Source organism: Leifsonia sp. AG29 (genome assembly GCF_009765225.1).
Taxonomy (GTDB): Bacteria; Actinomycetota; Actinomycetes; order Actinomycetales; family Microbacteriaceae; genus Leifsonia.
The window spans coordinates 2,994,720-3,017,635 of the sequence record NZ_VMSF01000001.1 but is presented as its reverse complement, the minus strand read 5'-3'; the positions used below and the strand labels follow the sequence as shown (position 1 = coordinate 3,017,635).

General features: G+C 70.6%; 17 protein-coding genes. 11 read left to right on the top strand and 6 right to left on the bottom strand.

Annotated elements, in window-relative coordinates; genetic code table 11:
* Positions 1-52: 52 nt before the first annotated feature.
* Positions 53-1,369: a Calx-beta domain-containing protein gene (locus FPT20_RS14575; protein ID WP_158866533.1), complete on the top strand. Its 1,317-nt coding sequence runs from the start codon at positions 53-55 to the stop codon at positions 1,367-1,369.
* A gap of 8 nt (positions 1,370-1,377) precedes the next feature.
* Here the strand turns inward: FPT20_RS14575 and FPT20_RS14570 are convergent, their stop codons facing one another.
* Positions 1,378-1,593, bottom strand: coding sequence for a DUF3073 domain-containing protein (locus FPT20_RS14570; protein WP_158866530.1), 216 nt, complete (start codon positions 1,591-1,593; stop codon positions 1,378-1,380).
* 137 nt (positions 1,594-1,730) lie between these two features.
* On the opposite strand from FPT20_RS14570, the gene FPT20_RS14565 reads away from it, so the two are divergent.
* Positions 1,731-2,804: an NAD(P)-binding domain-containing protein gene (locus FPT20_RS14565; protein WP_158866527.1), complete on the top strand. Its 1,074-nt coding sequence runs from the start codon at positions 1,731-1,733 to the stop codon at positions 2,802-2,804.
* 45 nt (positions 2,805-2,849) lie between these two features.
* Here FPT20_RS14565 and FPT20_RS14560 read toward each other — a convergent pair whose 3' ends face one another.
* Genes FPT20_RS14560 through FPT20_RS14545 form a run of 4 tightly spaced genes read right to left on the bottom strand, consistent with a single transcriptional unit; the run spans position 2,850 to position 8,274 of the window.
* On the bottom strand, positions 2,850-4,937 hold the full coding sequence (locus FPT20_RS14560; RefSeq protein ID WP_158866524.1) for a glycogen debranching N-terminal domain-containing protein: 2,088 nt from the start codon (positions 4,935-4,937) through the stop codon (positions 2,850-2,852).
* The gene (locus tag FPT20_RS14555) at positions 4,934-5,848 is read right to left on the bottom strand and encodes a carbohydrate ABC transporter permease (protein WP_233265545.1); all 915 of its coding nucleotides are present in this window, start codon (positions 5,846-5,848) and stop codon (positions 4,934-4,936) included. Before FPT20_RS14555 ends, FPT20_RS14560 begins: the two co-directional genes overlap by 4 nt.
* Positions 5,845-7,011 (bottom strand): carbohydrate ABC transporter permease, encoded by a 1,167-nt coding sequence (locus FPT20_RS14550; RefSeq protein ID WP_158866521.1) that lies wholly within the window; start codon positions 7,009-7,011, stop codon positions 5,845-5,847. The genes FPT20_RS14555 and FPT20_RS14550 overlap by 4 nt, the downstream gene beginning before the upstream one ends.
* A 9-nt stretch (positions 7,012-7,020) precedes the next feature.
* A complete protein-coding gene (locus FPT20_RS14545; RefSeq protein WP_158866517.1) occupies positions 7,021-8,274 on the bottom strand; it encodes a sugar ABC transporter substrate-binding protein in 1,254 nt (417 codons plus the stop codon).
* Between the two features lie 316 nt (positions 8,275-8,590).
* Here FPT20_RS14545 and FPT20_RS14540 point away from each other — a divergent pair, with 316 nt between their 5' ends.
* The 6 genes from FPT20_RS14540 (at position 8,591) to FPT20_RS14515 (ending at position 15,897) form a co-directional block, all read left to right on the top strand.
* Complete coding sequence (locus FPT20_RS14540; protein WP_158866514.1) at positions 8,591-9,643, top strand: LacI family DNA-binding transcriptional regulator; 1,053 nt, start codon at positions 8,591-8,593, stop codon at positions 9,641-9,643.
* 205 nt (positions 9,644-9,848) lie between these two features.
* Complete coding sequence (locus tag FPT20_RS14535) at positions 9,849-10,430, top strand: antibiotic biosynthesis monooxygenase (protein WP_158866511.1); 582 nt, start codon at positions 9,849-9,851, stop codon at positions 10,428-10,430.
* Between the two features lie 459 nt (positions 10,431-10,889).
* The gene (locus FPT20_RS14530) at positions 10,890-11,810 is read left to right on the top strand and encodes a DUF4097 family beta strand repeat-containing protein (RefSeq protein WP_158866508.1); all 921 of its coding nucleotides are present in this window, start codon (positions 10,890-10,892) and stop codon (positions 11,808-11,810) included.
* Complete coding sequence (locus FPT20_RS14525; RefSeq protein WP_158866505.1) at positions 11,807-12,448, top strand: PadR family transcriptional regulator; 642 nt, start codon at positions 11,807-11,809, stop codon at positions 12,446-12,448. The genes FPT20_RS14530 and FPT20_RS14525 overlap by 4 nt, the downstream gene beginning before the upstream one ends.
* Before the next feature lie 235 nt (positions 12,449-12,683).
* Complete coding sequence (locus tag FPT20_RS14520; RefSeq protein ID WP_158868235.1) at positions 12,684-14,819, top strand: APC family permease; 2,136 nt, start codon at positions 12,684-12,686, stop codon at positions 14,817-14,819.
* Positions 14,820-15,141: 322 nt separating this feature from the next.
* Positions 15,142-15,897, top strand: a complete 756-nt coding sequence (locus FPT20_RS14515) for a MerR family transcriptional regulator (RefSeq protein ID WP_158866502.1) — start codon at positions 15,142-15,144, stop codon at positions 15,895-15,897.
* Between the two features lie 10 nt (positions 15,898-15,907).
* On the opposite strand, the gene yczE is transcribed toward FPT20_RS14515, so the two are convergent.
* The gene (yczE, locus tag FPT20_RS18185) at positions 15,908-16,810 is read right to left on the bottom strand and encodes a membrane protein YczE (RefSeq protein WP_158866500.1); all 903 of its coding nucleotides are present in this window, start codon (positions 16,808-16,810) and stop codon (positions 15,908-15,910) included.
* Positions 16,811-16,872: 62 nt separating this feature from the next.
* Between yczE and yczR the strand changes: the two genes are divergently transcribed.
* The 3 genes from yczR (at position 16,873) to FPT20_RS14495 (ending at position 22,875) form a co-directional block, all read left to right on the top strand.
* Positions 16,873-18,351: a MocR-like transcription factor YczR gene (gene yczR, locus FPT20_RS14505; protein ID WP_158866497.1), complete on the top strand. Its 1,479-nt coding sequence runs from the start codon at positions 16,873-16,875 to the stop codon at positions 18,349-18,351.
* A gap of 159 nt (positions 18,352-18,510) precedes the next feature.
* A complete protein-coding gene (locus FPT20_RS14500) occupies positions 18,511-21,888 on the top strand; it encodes an efflux RND transporter permease subunit (protein ID WP_158866494.1) in 3,378 nt (1,125 codons plus the stop codon).
* Between the two features lie 87 nt (positions 21,889-21,975).
* Entirely contained in the window at positions 21,976-22,875 is a 900-nt protein-coding gene (locus tag FPT20_RS14495) for an arginase family protein (protein WP_158866491.1), read from the top strand.
* Positions 22,876-22,916: the final 41 nt, after the last annotated feature.

The window sequence follows — 22,916 nt, the reverse complement described above, 5'->3', positions numbered from 1 at the left end:
ACCCTTTTTGGTCCGAGCGGCGGCCGGCCTCCAGCCGTTAGAGTCATGACCTGTGAGCCGTCCGCATGCCCTCGTTCGCTGGGCCTGCGGAGCCGCCGTGGTGGGCATCGCCCTCGGGGCCGCGCTGAGCGTGGCAATGCCGGCCGGCGCCGCCTCACCCGCTCCTGTGCCCACGGGTGCTCCTGTGCCCACCGGTGCTCCTGTGCCCACCGAGCCGGCCGCCGTCGTTCCGCTGGTCGACTGCGCGCAGGATGCCCCGCTCGGCGCGGTCACCGCCCGGACCGTCGTGCTCGGATACCGCTCCACCGCCTCCACGACGGCGACCCTCGCCCCAGGAGCCGGCGACAACGACGTGACCGTCGGGGGACCCGATCGCGGCCAACCGGGCGCATTCGAACCGGGCGAGCACCACGGCGTCTGGGCGCTCACCTTCGACGCCGCGGCCGACCCGTCGGCCTCGTGGCGGCTGGACGGGCAGACCGTCTCGCTGGGCGACCCAGCGCCGGCGTGCACCGACGCCACCGTCGTGACCATCGGCGCGGACTCGTCCGCGCCCGCCGGAAGCACCGTCACGGTCACGGCGGTCGTGACCCGCATGCTGCTCGGCGCGCCTGAGACGGGCACGGTTCAGTTCGCGGTCGACGGCGGCGAACCGGTCGCCGCCTCCCTCGGTCCTGGAGGTGTGGCTCGCGCGAGAATCCCGCTGCCCTCGGCCGGCTCGCACACGATCGAGGCGCGGTACGTCCCCGCCGAGGGGTCGACGTTGCGGGCGGCGACAGCGTCCACCGTCGTCGCCGCGACGCCCGCGAGCGGCCCGCTGTCCGTCGCGGCCGACAGCGTCGTGGCCGGCAGCGCGGACGCCCTTCTCACGGTGAGCCGAACGATCGCGACCGGCGAGGCAACGGTCGAGTACACGACGGCGGACGGGACCGCTCACGCCGGCTCCGACTACGTCGCGAGTCGTGGCACGGTGGTGCTGGCAGACGGCCAGGCGTCTGCGACCGTGACGGTTCCGCTGGTGCCGCGCGCGGCCGGATCGGGCGCCTCCACGTTCTTCGTCCTGCTGCAGCGGTCGAGCGCCGGTGTGACGACCGCCTCGGCGACGGTCGCGTTGCCCGCGGTCGCTCCCGCCGGGGCGGTCGGCGTCGGCACACCGAGCGCCGGGGGAGGCGCGGGCCCGCTCCGCGTCCGGCCGCCGGCCGGCCCGTCTTCGTCGTTGCCCGTCGGCGACCCGACCGCAACGGGACCGACGGCGGCCACAGCCCAGGACCTGTTCCTCCTCGTCGGCGCGGCGCTGGTGACGGTCGGAGGCGTGGTGGGACTGTTCGGGTTGTTCCGCGCGGTGACGGCCCGGGGGGCCGGCTTCTGAGGTGCAGGTCAGGCGCGCTTGGGCGTACCGGTCTCTTCGTCCTCGTCGTCGTACTCGTACGTGCTGGCGGGCTCGTAGTCCGCCCACTTGTCGTACTGACTGTCGTCGTTGTGGGAATGCCCGGTCAACTCGCGCTCGAGAGCGTCGTAGTTGACGTCAGGGCTGAAAGACTTCAACTGGCGAGCGATCTTGGTGTGCTTCGCCTTCTGACGGCCGCGCCCCATGCGTGACCCCCTTTTGGTCCCAGCCCGGGCGGGATCCCGGGAGATGAACAGAAACAAGAAAAACTAGCATCGAGTTTAGCATGGTGGGCCCTGTGAGCCCGGTGTCGCCGCACAGCGGGAAATGATGGGATGAGTGGGTGAGCACGACGACGACGCAGACCCAGGTCGTGGTCATCGGCGCCGGTCAGGCGGGCCTCGCGGTCGCCTACTATCTGCGTCGATTCGAGCTCGATCCGGGCGTCGATTTCCTTGTCTACGACCGGGGTCCGAGCACCGGAGGCGCCTGGCAGCACCGGTGGGACGCGCTCAAGCTCGGGAGCGCCCACCACGTCACCGACCTCCCCGGGATGGCCGAGCTCGGGCTCAGCTTCGAGACGGCCGACCGGTCCCTCCCGGCCCGTGACATCGTCGCCGGCTACTACCGGCGCTACGAGGAGCACTTCGGCCTCGATGTCCGCCGGCCGGTCGCCGTGTCGAGCGTCTTCGATCGCGGTGCCGATCTCGTGGTGCAGCACAGCGAGGGCGAGACCATCACGCGCATGGTCGTCAACGCGAGCGGGACATGGGGCTCGCCGTTCATCCCGTACTACCCCGGCATGGGCGACTTCGCGGGGCGGCACGTCCACACCTCCACCTACCGCTCGGCGCAGGAGTTCGCCGGTCAGTCGGTGGTCGTGGTCGGGGGAGGGACGAGCGCGATCGGCTTCCTGCTGGAGCTGGAGGGCGTCGCGTCGTCGCTGGCCTGGGCGACCCGTCGTCCGGTCGAATTCCGCGACGAGTCCGAACTGACCATCGAGGGCGGCGTTGCCGCCGTGGCGCAGCAGGACGCCGCCGCCCGCGCCGGCAAGGCCCTGCCGAGCATTGTGAGCGGCACGGGGGTCCCGCGCACCAGGCGCATCGCCGCCGGAGTCGAGCGCGGGCTGCTGAAGGAGCGGCCCATGTTCACGCGGATCGAGGAGCGTGCCGTGGTCTGGCCCGACGGGACGAGGACACCCGCGGACGCGATCATCTGGGCGACCGGGTTCCGGCCCGAGCTGCGGCACCTCGCTCCGCTGCGCCTCCGCGAGAAGGCGGGAGGTCTCACCGTCGCCTCCGGTGCGTCCTGGCAGGATCCGCGGATCTTCCTCGCGGGCTACGGCCCTCAGGCGTCGACGATCGGCGCGAATCGGGCCGGTCGCGTGATCGCGCGCCAGATCATGGCGCAGCTGTAACCGACCGTCGAGCCGCGCCACCCGACGGATCCGATCTCGCTCCGGTCACCCCGCGGCGATGTCGCGCGGTTCTCCGGCGAAGCGAACGCCGTGCACCCGCATGAAACCGGCCGACGGATCGGGGTCGACGTCGAGGCGCTCGGCCGGGGCGTCGGCGGTCAGCCCGAGCTTCGCCTGGAGGACGGCCACGGCGGCTGCGGCCGACCAGGCCTGGGGGCGGCAGGCCGCAGGGTACGGAACCGGGACGGCACTGTCCGTCGCGCTGTCGCCCGAGTGCAGCTCCGGCATGCGGTAGCCGAAGCCCTCGGCGGCGGCGAGCAGGCCGTCGGCGAGGACGGCGGCCTCCTCGCGGTGCCCGTCCCGTGCGAGCCCGAGCACGGCGATGGCCGTGTCGTGCGCCCAGACGCTGCCACCGTGGTAGCTCAGCGGCCAGTAGCCGTCGGAGTCCGTCGACATGGTGCGAAGACCGTAGCCCGAGGAGAGCTCGGGCGACACCAGTCGACGGGCCACGAGCTCGGACTGCTCCGGGGTAAGGATTCCGGTGCCGAGAAGGTGGCCGATGTTGCTGGTCAGCGTGTCGACGCGGCGCTTGGAGGCATCGAGGGCGACGGCCGGGTATGCGCCGTCCGGCGCGTCGATCCAGAACTCGTCGGCGAACCGCTGCTTCAACGCTGCGGCCCACTGACGCCACCGGTCGGCGCCGGGCCGCCCGAAGGCGTCGAGCAGGTCGGCCCCTCCGATCGCGGCCTCGTAGGCGTACGCCTGGACCTCGCACAGGGCGATCGGGCCCTCAGCGAGGGTGCCGTCCCTCCACTGGATGGAGTCGCCGGAGTCCTTCCAGCCCTGGTTGGCGAGTCCGTGGCCGGTCGAGTCGACGTACTCGAGGAAGCCGTCCCCGTCGCTGTCGCCGTAATCGCGCATCCAGGCGAGCGCCGCCTCGAGGTGCGGGAGGAGCGCCTCCACCTCGTGACCCGGCATGCCCCAGCGCCACGCGTCGTGCAGCAGGCAGACCCACAGCGCGGTCGCGTCGACCGTGCCGTAGTAGAGCGGTGGGAGCACGACCCCTTCGCCCGGGATGGTGAGCGTGCCGGACCGGAGCTCGTGCATGATCTTGCCCGGCTGCTCGGCGGTCTCGGCGACGGTCTCGGTGCCCTGGAACCGCGCGAGGACGCGAAGCGTCGAGGCCGCCGTCTCGGTGCCGAGCGGGAGGAGCATCCGCGCCGCCCAGATCGAGTCGCGACCGAAGAGGGTGAAGAACCAGGGTGCGCCGGCCGCCAGGAAGACGTCGTCGGGGTGGGCGACGGTCGTCATGCGCAGGGATTGGAGATCGGCCAGGGCCCGGCTCAGCCACGCGGCGAGGCGGGAGTCGCCCGTCTCGGCGCGGAACGCCGACCACTCGGCGGACGGTGCGGCTCCCGCGACGACGGCGGTCGGGTCGTCGACGGCGGCCGACCAGGCGAGCGCGACCTCGCCGTTCGCCGGGACGTCGATCTGCCAGCGGAAGGTCAGCGAGGTCTCGTCGGCAGTGAAGGAGGTGTCGGGGGCCGAGAGCGTGACCGAGACGTCTCCGGAGCGGAACACGAGTCCTGCGGCGGTCGTCTGACGGGTGATCGGCGCGGCGCTCCCGCGCAGTCCGGCCTTGACCTCCTGCATGGGAGTGAAGTCGGCCGACAGGTCGACCGCGAGCGTGGCGCGGACCGCGGAGCCGAGGGCATTGCGGACGACGATCCGCTCGTCGAGCCGACCGGGCGCCGTGGTCCGCGTCTGATCGATCCGCACGCGCGGATCGGCCGTCGCGTCATCGATGCCCCGGGCGAGCGAGGTGAAGACCGCGGTGGCGGCGTCGGGCGTCGCCGTCGCGATGTGCTCGGGGGCTGCGCCGTCGACGGTCAGGCGGATGCGGTCGAGGAGACGGAGGTCGGAGTGGTAGAAGCCGTGGATGGCGCGCGTGCCCGCGGAGCCGTCGGAGGCGGACCACACCTGGCTCGGCGCGGTCAGGGTCACGACGCTGTCGTGGAGGAGGGGCTGCAGCGGCTGGGTCATCGGGGGTTTCGTGTCTCCGGGGTCGTGCTCGAACGGGGTGGTGCTCGGTCGGGGCGGTGAGGTGTGCGTGGAGGTGCTGGCGGTCGTCATTCCTTGACCGCCCCTTCGCTCGTGTTCATGATGCGTCGCTGGAACACGAAGAACAGGACGGCCACCGGGATCGTCATGATCGCTGCAGCGGCGAGTTTGAGCGGGTACTGGCTGCCCTGGCTCAGCTGCCCGCTCGCCAGTCCGGCGACGCCCTTGGTGAGCGTCGTGAGCGCAGGGTCCTGGGTGGAGACGATGAAGTGGGCGAGCTCGTTCCAGGAGCCCTGGAAGGACAGGATGATGATCGTGACGAGGGCCGGACGGGCCATCGGCAGGACGATCGACCAGAAGACGCGGAAGGTGCCGGCGCCGTCGATGCGGGCCTGCTCCTCCACGCTCGCCGGGATGGACTCGAAGAACCCCTTCATGATGAAGACGCCGGCGGCATCGGTGAGCAGCGGCAGGATCATCCCGGTGTAGGAGTCGTACATCCCGAGCTGGTTGATCACCAGGAATTTCGGGATGAGCAGCACGACCATCGGTACGGACATGACCGCCACCAGCCCGGCGAACACGACTCCGCGGCCCCGGAAGTGGAGGCGCGCGAGAGCGTACCCGGCGAGCGAGTCGAAGAACACGCGACCGAGAGTGACGAGGACGGTCACGAAGGCCGAGTTCGCGAACCAGACCGGGAAGTCGGAGTTGAGGAACAACCGCGAGTAGGCCGCCGTGGTGAAGGTCTGCGGGATGAGCGCGACCGGGTTGGAGGCGGCGTCGGCGTCGGTCTTGAACGAGGTGGCCACCTGGATCAGGAACGGCATGATGTAGATGACCGCCAGCGCGATGAGGATCGCGTAGGTCACCGATGTCGCCACGACGGCGCCGGTCGACCGACGCGGGCGCCGTCCGCTCGGCCGGGTGGTTCTCGGCGACGCCGGGACCGTGGTCGGAGAGCTGCTCGTGACCGTCGTCATCGGCGGTCTCCCTTCGTGGTCGGGCGATCGTCGTCCGCGGTGGCAGCGGGCCCTGCTCCTCCGGCGTTCACAGCGGCGGTGGCCGCGGACACGGACGGCTGGTAGAGCCGCATGCGGCGCGTGGAGACCTTGCGCTCGGCGAGGACCCAGCGCTGGAAGATCGTGAAGACCACGATGATCACGAACAGGATGAACGCGATCGCGGCCCCCTGGCCCCATGCCTGGTCGACGAACGAGGTCTTGTAGGAGAGGTAGGCGGGGGTCAGCGTGGTCTTGCCGGGTGCGCCGCGGGTGCCGGTGTAGATCTGGTCGAAGACCTGCCAGCAGCCGATGAGGCCCAGCGTCAGCACCGTGAACAGCGTGGGCCGCAGCTGGGGCAGCGTGATGCGCCAGAATCGCTGCCAGCCGTTCGCTCCGTCGACCTCGGCGGCCTCGGTGACATCGCCGCCGAGGTTCTGCAGCGCCGCGATGAAGAGCAGCATGAAGGTCCCGCTCGTGGTGAAGACGGCCATGATGATGTATGCCGTCATGGCGACCGAGGGGCCGCCGAGCCAGTCCCACCAGGAGACGCCGAGCAGGGTGTTCTGCGTCAGGGCAGCGGGGCCCTGCGTCACGCCGAACTCTGCCAGCAGGTTGTGGATGATCCCGGACGGGTCGTTGAACCAGTTCGGGCCGTGGATGCCGAACCACGAGAGCACCTTGTTGACGGCGCCGCTCGTGCTGAAGAGGAACAGCCAGAGCACCGTGATCGCGACCGAGCTGGTCACGGACGGGAAGTAGAAGGCGGTGCGGAAGAAGCCGCGGCCCCGGAGGATGGCGCGGTTGACCAGGACCGCCAGGAAGAGCGACATCGCGGTCTGGATGGGGACGACCAGCACGACGTACCAGGCGTTGTTCTTGAGAGAGGTCCCGAAGTCCTGCTCGGCGAGTCCGCCCCCGGCGAGGAGCTTCGTGTAGTTGTCGAACCCGACGAAGTGGACGTCGGAGGAGAAGGGGCTGCCGCGGCCGCCCCAGTCGGAGAAGCTCACCCACAGCGCCATGAGGACGGGGATGACGAGGAACACTCCGAGGAGGATGACGACCGGGGCGGTGAAGACCCACCCCGAGGCGGCCTCGCCGCGCCGGATTCCGGAACGGCGAGACCGACTCGTGGCTTGCGACATGGCTGGTCCTTACTTCAACAGCGCTTCGAGGTTCTTCTGGGTCGCCTGGAGGATCGCCTTCGGGTCGCCGGTCTGAAGCGATTCCAGCTTGCTGTTCAGATCGGTGACGACGTCGGCGGCGCCCTTGGCGGTCGGGACGCCCTTCGCGTAGTCGGCCGCGTTCAGGAACGGGACGAGGTCAGGGTTCTCCGACTTCCACTCGGAGGCGGCCGACTTGATCGACGGCATCGGTCCGAACTCCTTGGAGAAGGTGAGCTGGTCGCTCTTGCTGGTCAGCTTCTCGACGAGCTTCAGGGCGGCGGCCTGGTTGGGGCTGTCGGCGGCGATGCCCCAGCAGTTGGTGAACTGGAGCGTGCCCTTGCCCGCGGGGCCCGCGGGGAGCTCCGCGACCTTGTACTTGATGTTCGGGTAGTCGGACTTGAGTGCGCCGGTGATCCAGTTGCCCTCGATCGTCATCGCCGCGAGGCCCTTGCCGAACGCCTCGCCGCCCCAGCCGGCGCCGAGGTCCTTCGCGTACTTGAGGTCGCCGTCGTTCAGCATCTTCTTGACCTGCTCGAGCGCCTTCACGTTGGCGTCGCTGTCGGCCGTGGCCTTGGTGCTGTCATCGTTCATGAGATTGCCGCCGGCCTGCGTCATGAAGGCGCCGATGCGCGCGTACTCGCCCGAGATGCCGAGGCCGACCTGGCCGCCGGTCGTGAGCTTCTTGGCGACGGACTCGAGCTGATCCCACGTCTTCGGGATGTCGGAGTCGGTCAGCCCCGCCTTGCTCCACGAGTCGGTGTTGATGATGAGCTGGAGCGTGGAGAAGTCCTTCGGCGCGCAGTAGAACTTGCCGTCGTAGGTGAAGGACTTCACGAGGCTCGGGTAGAAGTCGCCCTTGTTGCTGAGCTGGTCGCCGTACGCGAGCAGGGAGCCGTTCGAGGCGTAGCCGGCGAGTGCGTCGGTCGAGAGATAGAAGACGTCGGCGGGCTTCTTGGCGGCGAAGCCCTGCGAGAGTTGTTGGTTGAGGTCGCTCGCCGCGACGACGGTGGTCTTGGTGCCCGAGCTCTTGGACCAGTCGGCGACCGCGGAGTTGACGGCCTTCGTCTCGGCATCGCCCGACGACCCGATCATCACGGTCAGCGCCTTGTTGGACGAGGTCAGCTTGCCGGTGGAGCTGTCGCTGCTCCCGCCGCCGAAGCCGGACCCGCACGCGGTGAGCGCGAGCGCTGCCGCGGCGGCGACGGCGCCGCCCGCGAGCAGGCGATGGGTGATTCTTCGCATTGTGTGTCTCCTTGGTGTCAGTGTGTCCGAGCGGTCGGGCTCACGAGGGGTGGGTCGGCAAAGTCGTGGATGACCCCGGGGATGGTGCGGCATGTGGAGGAATGGCCCGCACGCCGGGGAGGGACGCTGCGCCGCTTCGCGTGCATCCCACCTCCTTCGGTGCCGGGCCGTTCTCCTAGGCTTTGATCGATCAAATCGGACGCCGTTGCTGTAGATTTTGATCGATCAAACTGGATGGTTGCCACAGTAACCGCGTGCTTCCGGACGTGTCAAGCGCGCCGCTAGGGTCTATCCAGTACGGGTGAGGAGGGACGGCATGGGTGCGCAGCCCACGGTGAGCGATGTGGCCGGTGCGGCCGGCGTCTCGCGTCAGACCGTCTCTAATGTGCTCAACGCCCCCGAGATCGTCCGCCCCGAGACGCGCGAGCGCGTCCAGGCGGCCATCCTCTCGCTGGGGTACCGGCCCCACGCCTCCGCGCGGCGGCTGCGCACGCAGAAGAGCTCGACCATCGGCATCCGGCTCGACCCGATGACGCAGGACGGCATCTCGGGCAGCATCCTGGACCGCTTCCTCCACGCGCTCACCGAACAGGCCGACCGCCTGGGTCTGCGGGTGCTCCTGTTCACCGCCGCCGACACGGCCGGCGAGATCGAGCAGTTCCGCCGCCTCTCGGACGCGGCCGACGTCGACGCGTTCGTGCTCACCTCGACCTTCCACGGCGATCCGCGGACCGAGTGGCTGATCGAGCACCGCCAGTCCTTCGTCACCTTCGGGCGCCCCTGGGGCATTCACGACATGACGGACCCCCAGCACCTCTGGGTCGATGTCGACGGCCGGGCGGGCGTGCGCGAGGCCACCCGCCATCTGCTCGAACGCGGCGCGCGCAGGGTCGGCTTCATCGGCTGGCCCAGCGGCTCCGGCACCGGCGATGACCGGCGGGAGGGGTGGCTCGAGGCGATGCGCGAGGGTGCGGTCGTCGGCGAGAGCGAGCTCGGGCGCCTCCAGACCGCCACCGAGGACAGGGTCGCGTTCGGTGCCGATGCGATGCGCAGACTTCGCGATCAGGCCGGGCCGGACGGTCTCGACGGCGTGGTGTGCGTTTCCGATTCCCTCGCGCTCGGAGCCCTCGCGGTCTGCGGCGGCACCCTGCCCGTGATCGGCTACGACAACACGCCGGTCGCCGCGTCGCTCGGATTCTCGAGCGTGGAGCAGCCGCTCGACGAGGTCGCGTCGGGCGTGCTCGAACTGCTCACCGGGGCGCACGGAGGCCGCGTTCAGCCCGGATCCGCCGTCGACGACCCGCGCCACCGCCTGGTGGTGCCGCGGCTCGTCGTGCGCGACGGGCCGCCCCTCATCGCGCCGCGGTGACGCGCGGCTGCGGTCCGTTCCTCCTTGCTGCGGCCCGGTTCCTCCCTGCTGCGCCCCGGTTCCTCCCTGCTGCGCCCCGGCTCGGCTCTGCTGCGCCCCGGTTCCTCCCCGCTGCGCCCCGGTTCCTCCTCCCGCGCGCACGCCCGCGCCCCTCTCGCCGTGCGCCCGAAATGCATGCGAAACGTGTCATGGCGACAATGGAGGCATGACTCCACAAGAGCCTCTGCAGTCCGCGCCACAAGCGCTCCGCCTCCCGGTAACCGTGTCCATCACCCGCCGCGTCGATGGCAGCCGCCTTGCCGAGGTCACCCGCTGGGTGCAGTCCGGCGTCAATCTGGCCAACCGCTACGAGGGCTTCCTCGGGTCCGGCTGGGTGCGCGCTCGCGCCGACTCGGACGAATGGCACATGCTCTACCGCTTCGCCGATGCCGCCACCCTGGAGGCTTGGGAGGCATCCGACGACCGGGCCGACTGGCTCTACGAGGGACGCGAACTCGTCGAGGTCTCCCGCGTCGAGCGCCGCACGGGCATCGAGGGCTGGTTCGACGAACCGACGCCGGGCGCTCCCGCCGCACCGCCGCGCTGGAAGCAGGCGGTCACCATCTGGCTCGGTTTCTTCCCGCTCTCGCTGGCGTTCACCTCTCTGACGACCGCGTTCGTGCCCGGTTGGCACACGCTGTGGCCGCTCGCGACCGTGCTCATCTCGACGCTCTGCCTGACCCCGACGATGACGTACGTGCTCCTGCCGTTCGTCACGCGCCTTCTGCAGCCCTGGTTGCGGCGGTGAGGGAGGGGCGGTGCGCGCGTGCCGCCGCGTCCCGCCTCGGCGGGCGGGAGGTTTTCCACAGCCTGGTCAACCGTTGAACGATTGAACCGTCACTTATGGCCCCTCACGGCCACAATTCCGACCGTGAGGGGGCCATAAGTGACCGTTCACGTCGCCAGCCGCGCGAGGAGGGGCGCGGGCCCCGGTATTGGGCCCTCCCCGTGGCAGTCGCCTTCCCCGCGGCAGTCGCCTCCCCGCCCCGAAGCCACCCCCGCGCCGCAGCCACCTCCCGCGCCGGCCGCCTCCGCGCCCCCGCCCACCCCTCAGGGTTCCCCCCACCCGCCCCCGATTTCCGCCCGCACCCGCCTTCCGCCCCTTGCGCCGCCTCTACTCGCGATATATCGTGTCCACAGTCAACAGTCGCGATATAACGCGAGTCGCCCAGGCCCCGGCAAGGGCCGCAGGTAAGGAGCAGGAAGCATGGCACAGGAGAAGTGGCTGATTCAGCCCGGCGAGAGCCGCACGATCGATGTGGAGACCGTCCGGGCGCTGAAGGTCGGCCTCCTCGGGGGTCAGATCGACATCATCGGGCACGATGAGCCCGGTGCGCGCGTGGAGGTGCACTCGGTCCAGGGCCGCGACCTCAAGGTCTCGATCGACGGCGACCGTCTCGAGATCGACCACCCGCAGCTGCGGTGGGACAACTTCATCGAGGTCTTCTCCTCGATGCGTTCGAGCGCGAAGGCGGACGTCAGCGTGCTCGTCCCGCGCGACGTCGAGCTCAAGTTCGGCGTGGTCTCCGCGGCGGCCCTCATCTCGGGGCTGAACACCGATGCCCGGCTGAGCACCGTCTCGGGCGAGATCGTCGCCGACGGTCTCACCGGAGCCATCGAGCTGAACTCGGTCAACGGCGAGCTCTCGGCCCGGGGCCACACGGGCCGTGTCGTGGCGCACACGGTCACGGGCGACGTCACGGCCTCGGGAGCGATCAGCCGGTTCTCGGTCGACGGGGTCTCCGCCGACGTGATGGTCGACATCGCGGGGACGCCCGACGAGATCCAGGTCAACACGGTCTCGGGTGACACGACGATCCGCATCCCGGAGGCCCTCGGCGCGAGGTACCGCATCAACTCCGTCTCCGGCAAGCTCCAGATCGACAGCGTCAGCGTCGCCGGTTATGCGGGCAAGGGGTACACGGGCACGTCCGGGAGCCTCGACGGCTCCTGGGTCGACATCAGTGTCAACTCGGTGTCGGGCAACGCCTCCGTGATCCGCAGCACCGGGTCCGCCTGGTCCTCCGCCGCCGGTTCCGCCGGGGCCGCGGCGGGTGCCTCCCCCACCGGACCGGCCACGGGCGCGACCGGCGAGTCCCGCCCTGACGAGGGGGAGGCGTCGGCGTGAGTCCCGTCTTCTCCCACGGAAGCCTCCGGCTCTACCTGCTCAGCCTCCTCGCCGAGTCGCCGAAGCATGGCTACGAGCTGATCCAGGCGCTCTCCGACCGCTTCGGCGGCACCTACAGTCCGAGCGCGGGCACGATCTACCCCCGCCTCGCGAAGCTCGAGGAGGAGGGGCTCGTCACCAAGACGGTCGACGGCCGCAAGACCGTCTACTCCATCACCGATGCCGGCCGCGCCGAGCTCGCCGCGCGCGAGAACGAGCTGGGCGCCATCGAGGAGGAGGTCACCGACTCGGTGCGACGCCTCGCCGATGAGGTGCGCGCGGGTGTCGACGACGCGATGCGCGCACTTCGCGCCGAGCTCGCGTCGGCCGCTCGGGAGGCATCTCGCGATTCGACCCGGGTCAACCCGAGGCAGCAGGCCCGCCAGGAGGCGGCGGACGCCGGCCGCGACAGCCGTGCCGCAGCCGCTGCTGCCGTCCGGGAGGCGGAGGCCGCCGTCAACGAGTTCCGTCAGTCGATCCGGACCGACCTCAGGACTCGTGCGGCGCGCGGAACCCTCCCCGCCGAGGTCGTGCCCTTCCTCACGGAGGAGTTGAACCTCCTGTACCGCCGGTTCGCGGAGGCGCTGGACCGTCCCTGAGTGACGCCCAGGCAGGCTTTTGCAAACACACAGAGAATGCTCATCGAGCGTTCAAGGAGGCCGCTGAACCGCACAGTGCCGCGCCGGATCAAGGCGCGCGACACGCGGGGGAGGCGGCCTCCAGTGTTTGCAGAATCGCCGGGGAGCTCGGCGGCGACCCGCCGACTTGACAGGGCATTGCCAGCGAGTATTCTCGACCCTCGTGACAAATGAGGGGAGATCCCCGAAGCGCTGGTTGATCGGCGACCCGCTTCCGAGCGAAAAGCTCGAAGGACAACTGCTCCCGAAGCACCTCGCGCTACCCATCTTCGCCTCCGATGCCCTCTCGAGCGTCGCGTATGCGCCGCAGGAGCTGCTGATGATCCTGCTGCTCGGCGGTCTCGCCTTCTTGAGCTTCGCCCCGTGGGTCGCCGCGGCGGTCGTCATCCTGCTCGTCACGGTGGTCCTGAGCTACCGCCAGCTCGTCAAGGCTTACCCCTCGGGCGGCGGCGACTACGAGGTGGCGCACAAGAACCTCGGCGAGAAGGCCGGCCTCGTGGTCGCCTCGGCCCTCCTTGTCGACTACGTGCTCACCGTCGCGGTCTCGGTGGCCTCGGGCGTCGACAACATCATCTCCGCGCTGCCGTTCCTCGCCGACTTCCGCGTCGAGCTGGCCGTCCTGTGCGTCATCGTGCTGGCCGCGGTCAACCTCCGCGGCGTGCGCGAGTCGTCCAAGGCGTTCGCGCTCCCGACCTACATCTTCATCGGCAGCATCTTCCTGATGATCGTGACGGCGCTCGTCCGGACCGCATTCGGCAATGCGCCCGTGGCCGAATCCGCCGCGTACCAGGTGCACACCGCCTCCATCACGCAGGCCGCGACGGTGCTGCTGCTGCTCCGCGCCTTCTCGAGCGGCTGTTCCGCGTTGACCGGTGTGGAGGCGGTGGCCAACGGCGTGCCCGCCTTCCGGACCCCGAAGATCCGCAACGCGCGCACCACCCTCGCCCTCATGGGCGGCATCGCGATCGTCCTGTTCGCGGGCCTGACCGCGACGGCTCTCATCAGCGGTGTGCACTACGCCGAGAACCCGTGCGACCTGCAGGGCTGGGCACAGTGCGCGACGTCCCCTCAGCGCAGTCTCATCGCGCAGATCGCCGCCGCTACGTTCGGCAACAACACGTTCTTCTTCTTCCTGGTGCAGGCGGCGACGGCCGTGGTGCTGCTCCTCGCCGCGAACACCGCGTTCAACGGGTTCCCCCTCCTCGGCTCGGTGCTCGCGCGCGACTCGTACGCCCCGAAGGCGCTCAACACCCGCGGCGACCGCCTCGTCTACTCGAACGGCATGGTCCTGCTGGCGCTCGCCGCGACCGTGCTCCTGCTCGTGTACCAGGCGAACCTGACCCAGCTCATCCAGCTGTACATCATCGGCGTCTTCGTGTCGTTCACCCTCGGGCAGTCGGGCATGGTGAAGCACTGGGTGAGCCTCCTCCGGTCCGGCACGCTGTCCGGCCGCGAGCGCGGGAGCGTCGTCCGGTCGCTCTGCATCAACGCGTTCGGTGCCACCCTCACCGCGATCGTCCTCATCGTCGTCACGATCACGAAGTTCACGCACGGCGCCTATCTCGTCTTCATCTTCATGCCGATCCTCTGGTTCCTCATGCTCGGCGTGAACCGGTACTACCGCGACGTCGAGAAGGAGATCGAGGTCGACCCGACCACCACGTTCGGGGCTGTCGGCGACCACGCGATCGTCCTCGTCGGCAAGATGCAGAAGCCGGCCCTCAAGGCGCTCGACTACGCGATCGCCGCCCGGCACGACTCGATCGAGGCCGTCCACGTCTCGATCGACGAGGAGGCGACGCAGAAGCTGCAGCGCCAGTGGATCGAGCAGAACATCCACGTGCCGCTGACCATCATCGAGTCGCCGTACCGCGAGTTCGGCGTGCCGCTCGTGAAGTACATCAAGCACCGCCGGGAGGAGCACGGCTCCGAGGTCGTGACGGTGTACCTCCCGCAGTACATCGTCGGGCACTGGTGGGAGGCGCTCCTCCACAACCACCGCGCGCGCCGGATCAGCAAGCAGCTGATGCTGTGCCACGGCGTCACGGTCGCGCTGGTGCCCTGGCTGCTCGACTCGTCGTCGCTGATCTACGGCCGGCGGTCGCGGCCCCTCCCCGGTCAGGACCGTCGCGGCGAGCCCGTGCGCCCTGTCGCGCGGCGGCCGCTCACGCCGGCGTCGCACAGCCAGACTCGCATCCACATCCACTCGGTGCCGATCACGGTCGGAGAGCCGGCCCCGCGCACGGCTGAGCAGGAAGCGGGCACCGTGCCTCCGACCGCCGCGGACCTCGACCGCCCGCAGAAGAAGGTTCCGGCGCGCGCGAAGCGCTGACGGGCACGGCGTCGGCGCGCGGGGTGTCGGCGCTCGGGGTGCGGCGCTCGACCCTCAGCGCTCGGCGCTCCTGCATTCGGCACGAATCTCGAGTATGTGACGCCCCTGAGCAGCATTCGTCACGAATTCGGGAGGCTGCGCTGGGGGGTGCTGCGCGGCTTCCCCCGAGATTCGGCACGAATCCGTGGCTAGGAGCCTCCCGAGGCAACATTCGGCACGAATCTGCAGCCCAAGGGGGGCAAGCGCGTTTGAGGTTGACGTAACGTCAACCCCTAGCGTGGTGGTCGAACCGCACGGCGGACGACGAGGGAGGGAGGCGGCCATGGACTGGTCCATCCAGGAGATCGCCCGGATCGCCGGGACGACGAGCCGCACGTTGCGTCACTACGACGACATCGGCCTGCTCCCTCCCACCCGGATCGGAGCGAACGGCTACCGCTTCTACGATCGCGACGCCCTCGTGCGGCTCCAGCGCATCCTGCTGCTCAGGGACCTCGGACTGGCCCTCCCGACCATCGGCCGCGTCCTCGACGAGCGACAGGAGGCGGTGCCCGCCCTCCGCGACCACCTCGGGTGGCTGCGCGGCGAGCAGGAGCGGCTGGCGCGGCAGATCGCGTCGGTCGAGACGACCATCCGCGCCGTGCAGACAGGAGGAGAGATCATGGCGGAGGAGATGTTCGACGGCTTCGACCACACGCAGTACAAGGACGAGGTCGAGGAGCGCTGGGGCAAGGAGGCGTATGCCGCTTCCGACCGCTGGTGGCGCAGCAAGTCGCCGGAGGAGCGCCGGGAGTGGCAGGAGCGCCAGCAGCGGCTCGCCGCCGACTGGCAGGCGGCGGCGAAGAGCGGCATCGCGCCCGACTCGGCCGAGGCGCAGGCGCTCGCGCGTCGCCACGCCGAGTGGCTGGCCGACATCCCGGGCACTCCGGGCTCCGGGACCGGCGCGCCCGCTCCCGCCTACCTGACCGGGCTGGGCGACATGTACGTCGCGGACCCGCGATTCGCCGCCAACTATGGCGGCGAGCAGGGGGCCGTGTTCGTTCGCGACGCCCTGCGGGTCTACGCGTCGGGCCTCTGAACCGGTTCGTTCAGACCCCGCGCGCCCGAGCGCTCCCGTGCACCCTCCCGGTGATCCTGTCGTCGAGCCAGTGCGCCGCGATCACCCGGGAGGGGCGCCCGGCCCCAGCGGCCGGAGGCTCGCGGTCGGGCTGCGGGGCCCGCACCAGTGGCGACCGTGAGCGCTCCACCGAACGCGCGCGAGAGGCCGCGTCGGACTCGAGCAGGATGCCGTCCCGCACGTCGAAACGGGCGGCATCCTGCTCGTCGCGGAGGCCGGCCGATTGCTCGGCCGTGCCCTCCAGTTCGCCCTCGAGCTGCGCAGTCGTTGCAGCGGCCTGCGGCAGCCGGATGGCGAAGAAGGGAAGCGTGAAGCTGCACAGCGGACCGACGAGCAGGGCGAAGGCGAGCGTTCCGACGCCGACATTGCCGCCGAGGAACCAGCCGATGACGAGCACGGTGACCTCGATGCCGGTCCGGACCGACCAGATGGGCCAGCCGGTGCGCGCGTGGAGGCCGGTCATCAGCCCGTCCCGCGGGCCGGGGCCGAGCCGGGGCCCGATGTAGAGGCCGGTCGCGACCGCGAGCAGGAGCAGGCCCGCGACGAAGAGCAGCACCTGCGCCCACAGCTCGGTCTGCTGCGGGATGATCGTGAGCCCGAGTTGCGCGCTCGGGCCGACGAGCAGCACGTTCAGGATGGTGCCGAGTCCCGGTCGCTGCCGCAGCGGGATCCAGAACGCCAGGACCACGACCCCGACGAGGTTCGTGACGAGCCCGAAGGCGATGCCGGTCTTGATCGACAGCCCCTGCGCGAGCACGTCCCAGGGCGAGAGCCCGATCCCGGCGCGGACCATCAGTGCGATCGCGATCCCGTACAGGAAGAGGCCGATCAGCAGCTGGACGATTCTGCGGGTGAGGAGGAGTCGGGCGGTCACGTAGCCATCCAATCGAGCCATTGGCCTTACATCAAGATGCCAATCCGCATAGAGTGGCCTGCATGTCCGATGCTCACCTGACCGCCCGTGCCCTCGAGAGCCTGCTCGGCGTCTGGCGCGGGAGCGGCGCCGGTTATCAGGCGCTCGCCGATCGCATCCGGCTGCTCGTGCTCGACGGCCGCATCCCGATGGGCACGCGCCTCCCCGCCGAGCGCGACCTGGCGTCGCGGCTCGAACTCAGCAGGACGACGGTCGCCGCCGCCTACCGGACCCTCCGGGAGGCGGGCTTCGCCGACAGTGTGCGAGGGTCCGGCACGGTCGTGCGCCTTCCTGGACCGGCCCTCGCGTTGCCGGCGACGGGAGGGGAGGGGATGCTCGACTTCACGAAGGGCGCCCTGCCGGCGGCATCCGCGCTCCCGGCCGCCGCGCGAGCTGCGGCGGAGGAGCTCCCCCACTTCCTTCCCGACCCCGGGTACGACCTGGTCGGGCTGCCGCACCTGCGCGAGGCGATCGCGCAGCGCTATCGCGACCGCGGACTCCCGACCGACGCGGACCAGGTGCTCGTCACCGTCGGTGCGCAGCAGGCGATCGCCCTGATCGGCCGCACCTTCCTGACCCGCGGCGACCGGGCGATCGTCGAGATGCCGACCTACCCCCACGCGATGGAGGCGCTGCGCCTGGCGGGGGCGCGCCTCGTCCCGATCACGGTGACGCCGCCCGAGGAGGGCCCGCACGCCCTCGGCGCCGAGGCCGACGGCTGGGACGTCGACGCCATCGAGCAGACGATCCGGCGGTCGGGGCCGGCCCTCGCCTACGTCATCCCCGACTTCCACAACCCGACCGGCGCCTCCATGTCGGCGGAGACCCGCGAGCGCGTGCTCGCCGCAGCGGCCGCGCACGGCACGATCGTCGTCGCCGACGAGACGACGGCCGACCTCGACATCGACCGGCCGGGCGAATACCGGCCGATGGCGGCCTACGCGGCGGGAGCGGCCGGGGGCGCCCCCGTGCTGACGATCGGCTCGGCGAGCAAGAGCATGTGGGGAGGCCTCCGGATCGGCTGGATCCGGGCCGACCGCCCGCTCATCCAGCGCCTGGTCGCGGCGAAGCCGGCCTCCGACCTCGGCACGCCCATGCTGGAGCAGCTCGTGGTGGCGCGGATGCTCGCCTCCATCGACGAGATCCTGGAGGAGCGGCGCCGGCAGCTGGGGGAGGGGCGCGACCGCGTGCGCGCCCTCGCGGCGGAGCTGTTCCCGGAGTGGAGCGTCCCGTGGGTGCACGGCGGCCTCGCCTCCTGGATCGGCCTCGGGGCGCCGGTCAGCTCGGCGCTCGCGCTCGCCGCGCGCAACCACGGCCTCCTGATCGCCGCCGGGCCCCGGTTCGGGCTCGACGGGGCGTTCGAGCGCTTCCTGCGGATCCCGATCACGCACGCGCCCGCCGACCTGGAGCGGGCGTTCTCGGCGCTGTCGGGAGCGTGGGCGGTCGCCTCCCGCGAGCCCGCGCCGTACTTCGACGCGCCGGCGCTGCCGAACGTGGTGTGAGGGCGAGGCGGTCGGCGTTCAAGCCGGCCACGGTGCCCCGTGGGCGAGCGCCGACGAGTGGTACCGCGGCATGAAGCGGGCGCGCATCCGCCAGTGAGATACTCTGCCTGCGCCGTCGTCGCCGCAGGAACCATCCGCCATCCGCCGAGGGGAACACCCGTGCATTTCCTTGCCGTTCTCAGCATGAAGAACCGCGCCCTGATCGCGCTCGTCACGATCGTCGCCGCGGTATTCGGCGCGCTGGCGCTCGGCAACCTCAAGCAGGAGCTCATCCCCTCCATCTCGTTCCCGCAGCTCGTCGTGCTGTCGAGCTACCCGGGGGCGTCGCCCGAGGTCGTGAACCACGACGTGAGCACCCCGGTGGAGGCGGCGATCCAGGGCGTCCCGGACCTCCAGAGCACGTCGGCCGTGAGCAGCACGAACCAGTCGATCATCACGGCCAAGTTCACCTACGGCACCGACCTCCCGACCGCCGAGCAGAAGATCAACCAGGCGGTCAACCGGATCAAGTCGACCCTTCCGTCTGGTGTGGACCCGCAGGTCCTGTCGGGCAGCATCGACGACCTCCCGGTCATCCAGCTCGCGGTGACCGGCCCGAGCGACCAGCGCAAGCTCGCCGACGACATCACCAAGCTCGCGCTGCCCGACATCAAGCAGGTCACGGGCGTCAACGACGCGCAGCTCGTCGGCGAGATCGGTCAGCGCATCACGATCACGCCCGACGCGGCGAAGCTCGCGGCGGCGGGACTCACGACCTCGGCCATCAAGGACGCGCTCCAGCAGAACGGCGTGCTCGTGCCGGGCGGCTCGATCACCGAGAACGACAAGACGCTCTCGATCCAGTCCGGCGCGCAGCTGACCTCGGTGGAGGACATCGCGGGGCTGCCGCTCATCCCGTCGGCGGTGGGAGGCGCGGCGAGCGCGGCCGCCGGTGCCCCGGGAGCCGCGGGAGCCGCGACCGGCGCGGCAGCCGCGTCCGGCGCGGCCGGACGCGCGGCGGCCACGGCGACCGTGCCGGCGGCCGCTCACACGATCGGCGATGTCGCCGCCGTCGCCAAGGTCGACGACCCCATCAGCTCGCTGTCGCGGGTCGACGGCAAGCCCGCGCTGACGATCGCGGTGACGAAGCTGCCCTCGGCCAACACCGTCGAGGTCTCGCACGGCGTTGCGGCGATCATCCCGGACCTCGAGTCGAAGCTCGGGTCCGACGTGAAGATCACGGTCGTCTTCGACCAGGCGCCGTTCATCACCCAGTCGATCGACTCGCTCGCCACGGAGGGGCTGCTGGGTCTCGCGGCGGCCGTCCTCGTCATCCTCGTGTTCCTGCTCTCGGTGCGGTCGACCCTCGTCACGGCGATCTCCATCCCGACGAGCGTGCTCATCACGTTCATCGTGATGTGGGCGACCGGCTACACGCTCAACATCATCACGCTCGGCGCGCTCACCATCGCGATCGGCCGCGTGGTCGACGACTCCATCGTCGTGATCGAGAACATCAAACGGCAGCTGGTGCCCGGCGTCGATCGCGCCGTCACCATCGTGCGGGCGGTGCGCGAGGTCGCGGGCGCGATCACCGCCTCCACCATCACCACCGTCGCGGTCTTCCTCCCGCTCGCTTTCGTCGGCGACGTGACGGGCGAGCTGTTCCGGCCCTTCGCCCTCACGGTGACGATCGCTCTCCTGTCGTCGCTGCTCGTAGCGCTGACGATCGTGCCCGTCCTCGCCTACTGGTTCCTGCGCTCGCCGAAGGCGCACAAGAACGACGATGCGCACGACACGGATGCCGCCCACCTGTCGGTGGACGAGGCGGCGGCCGCCGGGGTGGACGAGCTCGCGCATCCGTCGCGCCTCCAGGCCGCCTACCTCCCGATCATCCGCTGGACCCTCCGGCACTCCGTCCTGACCATCGTGGCGGCGGCTCTGGTGCTGGTGATCACGTTCCTCATGACGCCGCTCCTCAAGACGAACTTCCTCGGGAACAGCGGCCAGAACTCCCTCACCGTCACTCAGACCCTCGAGCCGGGCGCGAGCCTCCAGGCCAAGGACGACGCCGCCAAGGTGGTCGAGCAGAAGCTGCTCGACACCACGGGCGTGAAGACCCTGCAGGTCTCCATCGGGTCGAGCGGTTCCACCCTGCGCGACGCGTTCACCGGCGGAGGAGGCGCGACCACCTTCTCGATCACCACCGACCCGAACGCCGACCAGGCGAAGCTGCAGAACACCATCGAGACGGAACTCGCCGCCATCAAGGACCAGGGCACCATCCAGGTCTCGACCTCGAGCGGCTTCGGTGCCTCCACCGACATCCAGGTGGACATCAGCGCGAGCAGCCAGGCGGACCTGCAGAAGGCGACCGACTCGGTCGTCGCGGAGCTCCAGAAGCACTCGTCCCTGAAGGAGGTGTCGAGCAACCTCAGCGCGTCCCTCCCGTACGTCTCGGTGAGCGTCGACCGCGAGAAGGCGGCCCAGGCGGGTCTGAGCGAGATCGCCGTCGGCACCCTCGTGTCGCAGGCGATGCAGCCCACGCAGGCCGGTTCCGTCGCCATCGACAACACCACCCTGAAGGTCTACATCCAGAGCGACAACCCGCCGACGACGGTCGCCGGGCTCTCGGCGCTCCCCATCCCGTCGCGCGCGGGCGTGGTGCCGCTGAGCTCGGTGGCGACGGTGCAGGAGGTCAAGGGCCCCGCCACGGTGACCACGCAGCGCGGGCTCCGCACCGCCACGGTGACGGCGACCCCGGCGACCGACAACCTCACGACGGCCAACGCCGACGTGACCGCGTCGCTCAAGAAGGCCGACCTCCCGGCCGGCGCGACGGCGACCATCGGCGGTGTCTCCTCCAGCCAGACGAGCGCGTTCGGGCAGCTCGGGATCGCGCTGCTCGCGGCCATCCTGATCGTCTACATCATCATGGTGGCGACGTTCCGGTCGTTGCGGCAGCCGCTGCTGCTCCTCGTCTCGGTGCCGTTCGCCGCGACCGGTGCGATCCTGCTGCAGCTGATCTCCGGGATCCCGCTCGGGGTCGCATCCCTCATCGGCGTGCTCATGCTGATCGGCATCGTGGTCACCAACGCCATCGTGCTGATCGACCTCGTGAACCAGTACCGCCGCCGGGGCCTGTCGGTCGCGGATGCGGTCATGCACGGCGCCTCCCGCCGTCTGCGGCCGATCCTCATGACCGCTCTCGCAACCATCGCGGCGCTCGCGTTCATGGCGCTCGGGATCACCGGTCACGGCGGATTCATCTCGCAGCCGCTCGCGATCGTCGTGATCGGCGGCCTGCTGTCGTCGACCGTTCTTACGCTGGTCGTCCTGCCCACCCTTTACAACCTGGTGGAGGGACGACGCGAGCGCAAAGCTGAGCGCCGCGCCGCGGGCGAGGCCGGGGCAGGCGGGTCGGGGGGCGGCGACGGCGCCCCCGACGGCGGTGACAGCGGGCCGGATGGCGGCACTCGCGGGCGGGAGACGGTGCCTGCGGGGGAGCGGCCGGCTCCTCCCGTCTTCACCGGCCCGGCGGGCGGCTCCCAGGTCTGACGCAGGGCTGTCGCCTAGTCCGGGATCCCAGACGGTGGGCTCCGGGTGCATCGTCCGCGCGGGTCGCGTGCTCGCTAGGGTCGCCGTATGAGCGAGCGTCCGCTGTCCGTCGATCCGCTGTGGCCTCGGGCCGGTTCGTGGCCGGCGCTCGAACCGGGGGAGAGCGCCGACCTCGCCCTCCTCGGCATCCCCACGCACGAGACATCGCTTTCGCCGACCGGAGCGGACGCCACTCCTGCCGCGGTGCGCGAGGCGTTGCGGAGGTACTCCGACTTCGTCCCGGGGCTCGAGGTGGATGCTCTGCGCTTCGCCGACGCCGGTGACGTCCGCGACCCGGACGGTCCGCAGGGCGAGGCGCGAGCCGTGGCGGCGGTCGCCGAAGCTGCGACGCGGGCGCGCCTCCTCATCGCCCTCGGCGGCGACAACGCCCTGACCGTCCCCGCGGCTCTCGGCGCATTCGGTGAAGACCTCCCGACCGCAGGCCTGATCACTCTGGACGCTCACCACGACCTGCGGGACGGCGTCTCGAACGGGTCACCGGTGCGACGCCTCGTGGAGGCGGGACTCGACGGGCGGCGGATCGTGCAGATCGGCATCGCCGACTTCGCGAACTCCTCCGCCTACGCCGCTCGCGCCGCGGAGTACGGCGTCACGGTCATCCGCCGCGACGAGCTGCACGGGCGGCCGATCGACGACGTCATGGCCGAAGCGCTCGACATCGCGGGCGGCGCGGGAGGCCCGGTGCACGTCGATCTCGACGTCGACGTCTGCGACCGCTCGGTGGCGCCCGCGTGCCCCGCCTCCATCCCCGGCGGGCTCGCCGCGTGGGAGCTGCGGCGGTATGCACGGCTCGCCGGTGCTGCTCCGTCGGTCCGCTCGATCGACATCGCTGAAGTCGACGCGACCGTCGACACCCCCGACCAGCGGACGGTCCGGCTCGCGGCGCTGCTGGTGCTGGAGGCTGCCGCCGGGCTCGCCTCCCGGTAACCGTCGGGCGCCGGCCGGGTGCGCCTCCGGGTGACCGTCGG

Bases quoted from the DNA above. Each gene is read 5' to 3' on its own strand.
- FPT20_RS14495 (WP_158866491.1), top strand. From the start codon at position 21,976: ATGAGCGAGCGTCCGCTGTCCGTCGATCCGCTGTGGCCTCGGGCCGGT.
- yczR (WP_158866497.1), top strand. From the start codon at position 16,873: ATGTCCGATGCTCACCTGACCGCCCGTGCCCTCGAGAGCCTGCTCGGC.
- FPT20_RS14540 (WP_158866514.1), top strand. From the start codon at position 8,591: ATGGGTGCGCAGCCCACGGTGAGCGATGTGGCCGGTGCGGCCGGCGTC.
- FPT20_RS14560 (WP_158866524.1), bottom strand. From the start codon at position 4,937: ATGACGACCGCCAGCACCTCCACGCACACCTCACCGCCCCGACCGAGC.
- FPT20_RS14535 (WP_158866511.1), top strand. From the start codon at position 9,849: ATGACTCCACAAGAGCCTCTGCAGTCCGCGCCACAAGCGCTCCGCCTC.
- FPT20_RS14550 (WP_158866521.1), bottom strand. From the start codon at position 7,011: ATGTCGCAAGCCACGAGTCGGTCTCGCCGTTCCGGAATCCGGCGCGGC.
- FPT20_RS14530 (WP_158866508.1), top strand. From the start codon at position 10,890: ATGGCACAGGAGAAGTGGCTGATTCAGCCCGGCGAGAGCCGCACGATC.
- FPT20_RS14545 (WP_158866517.1), bottom strand. From the start codon at position 8,274: ATGCGAAGAATCACCCATCGCCTGCTCGCGGGCGGCGCCGTCGCCGCC.
- FPT20_RS14515 (WP_158866502.1), top strand. From the start codon at position 15,142: ATGGACTGGTCCATCCAGGAGATCGCCCGGATCGCCGGGACGACGAGC.
- FPT20_RS14570 (WP_158866530.1), bottom strand. From the start codon at position 1,593: ATGGGGCGCGGCCGTCAGAAGGCGAAGCACACCAAGATCGCTCGCCAG.
- FPT20_RS14555 (WP_233265545.1), bottom strand. From the start codon at position 5,848: ATGACGACGGTCACGAGCAGCTCTCCGACCACGGTCCCGGCGTCGCCG.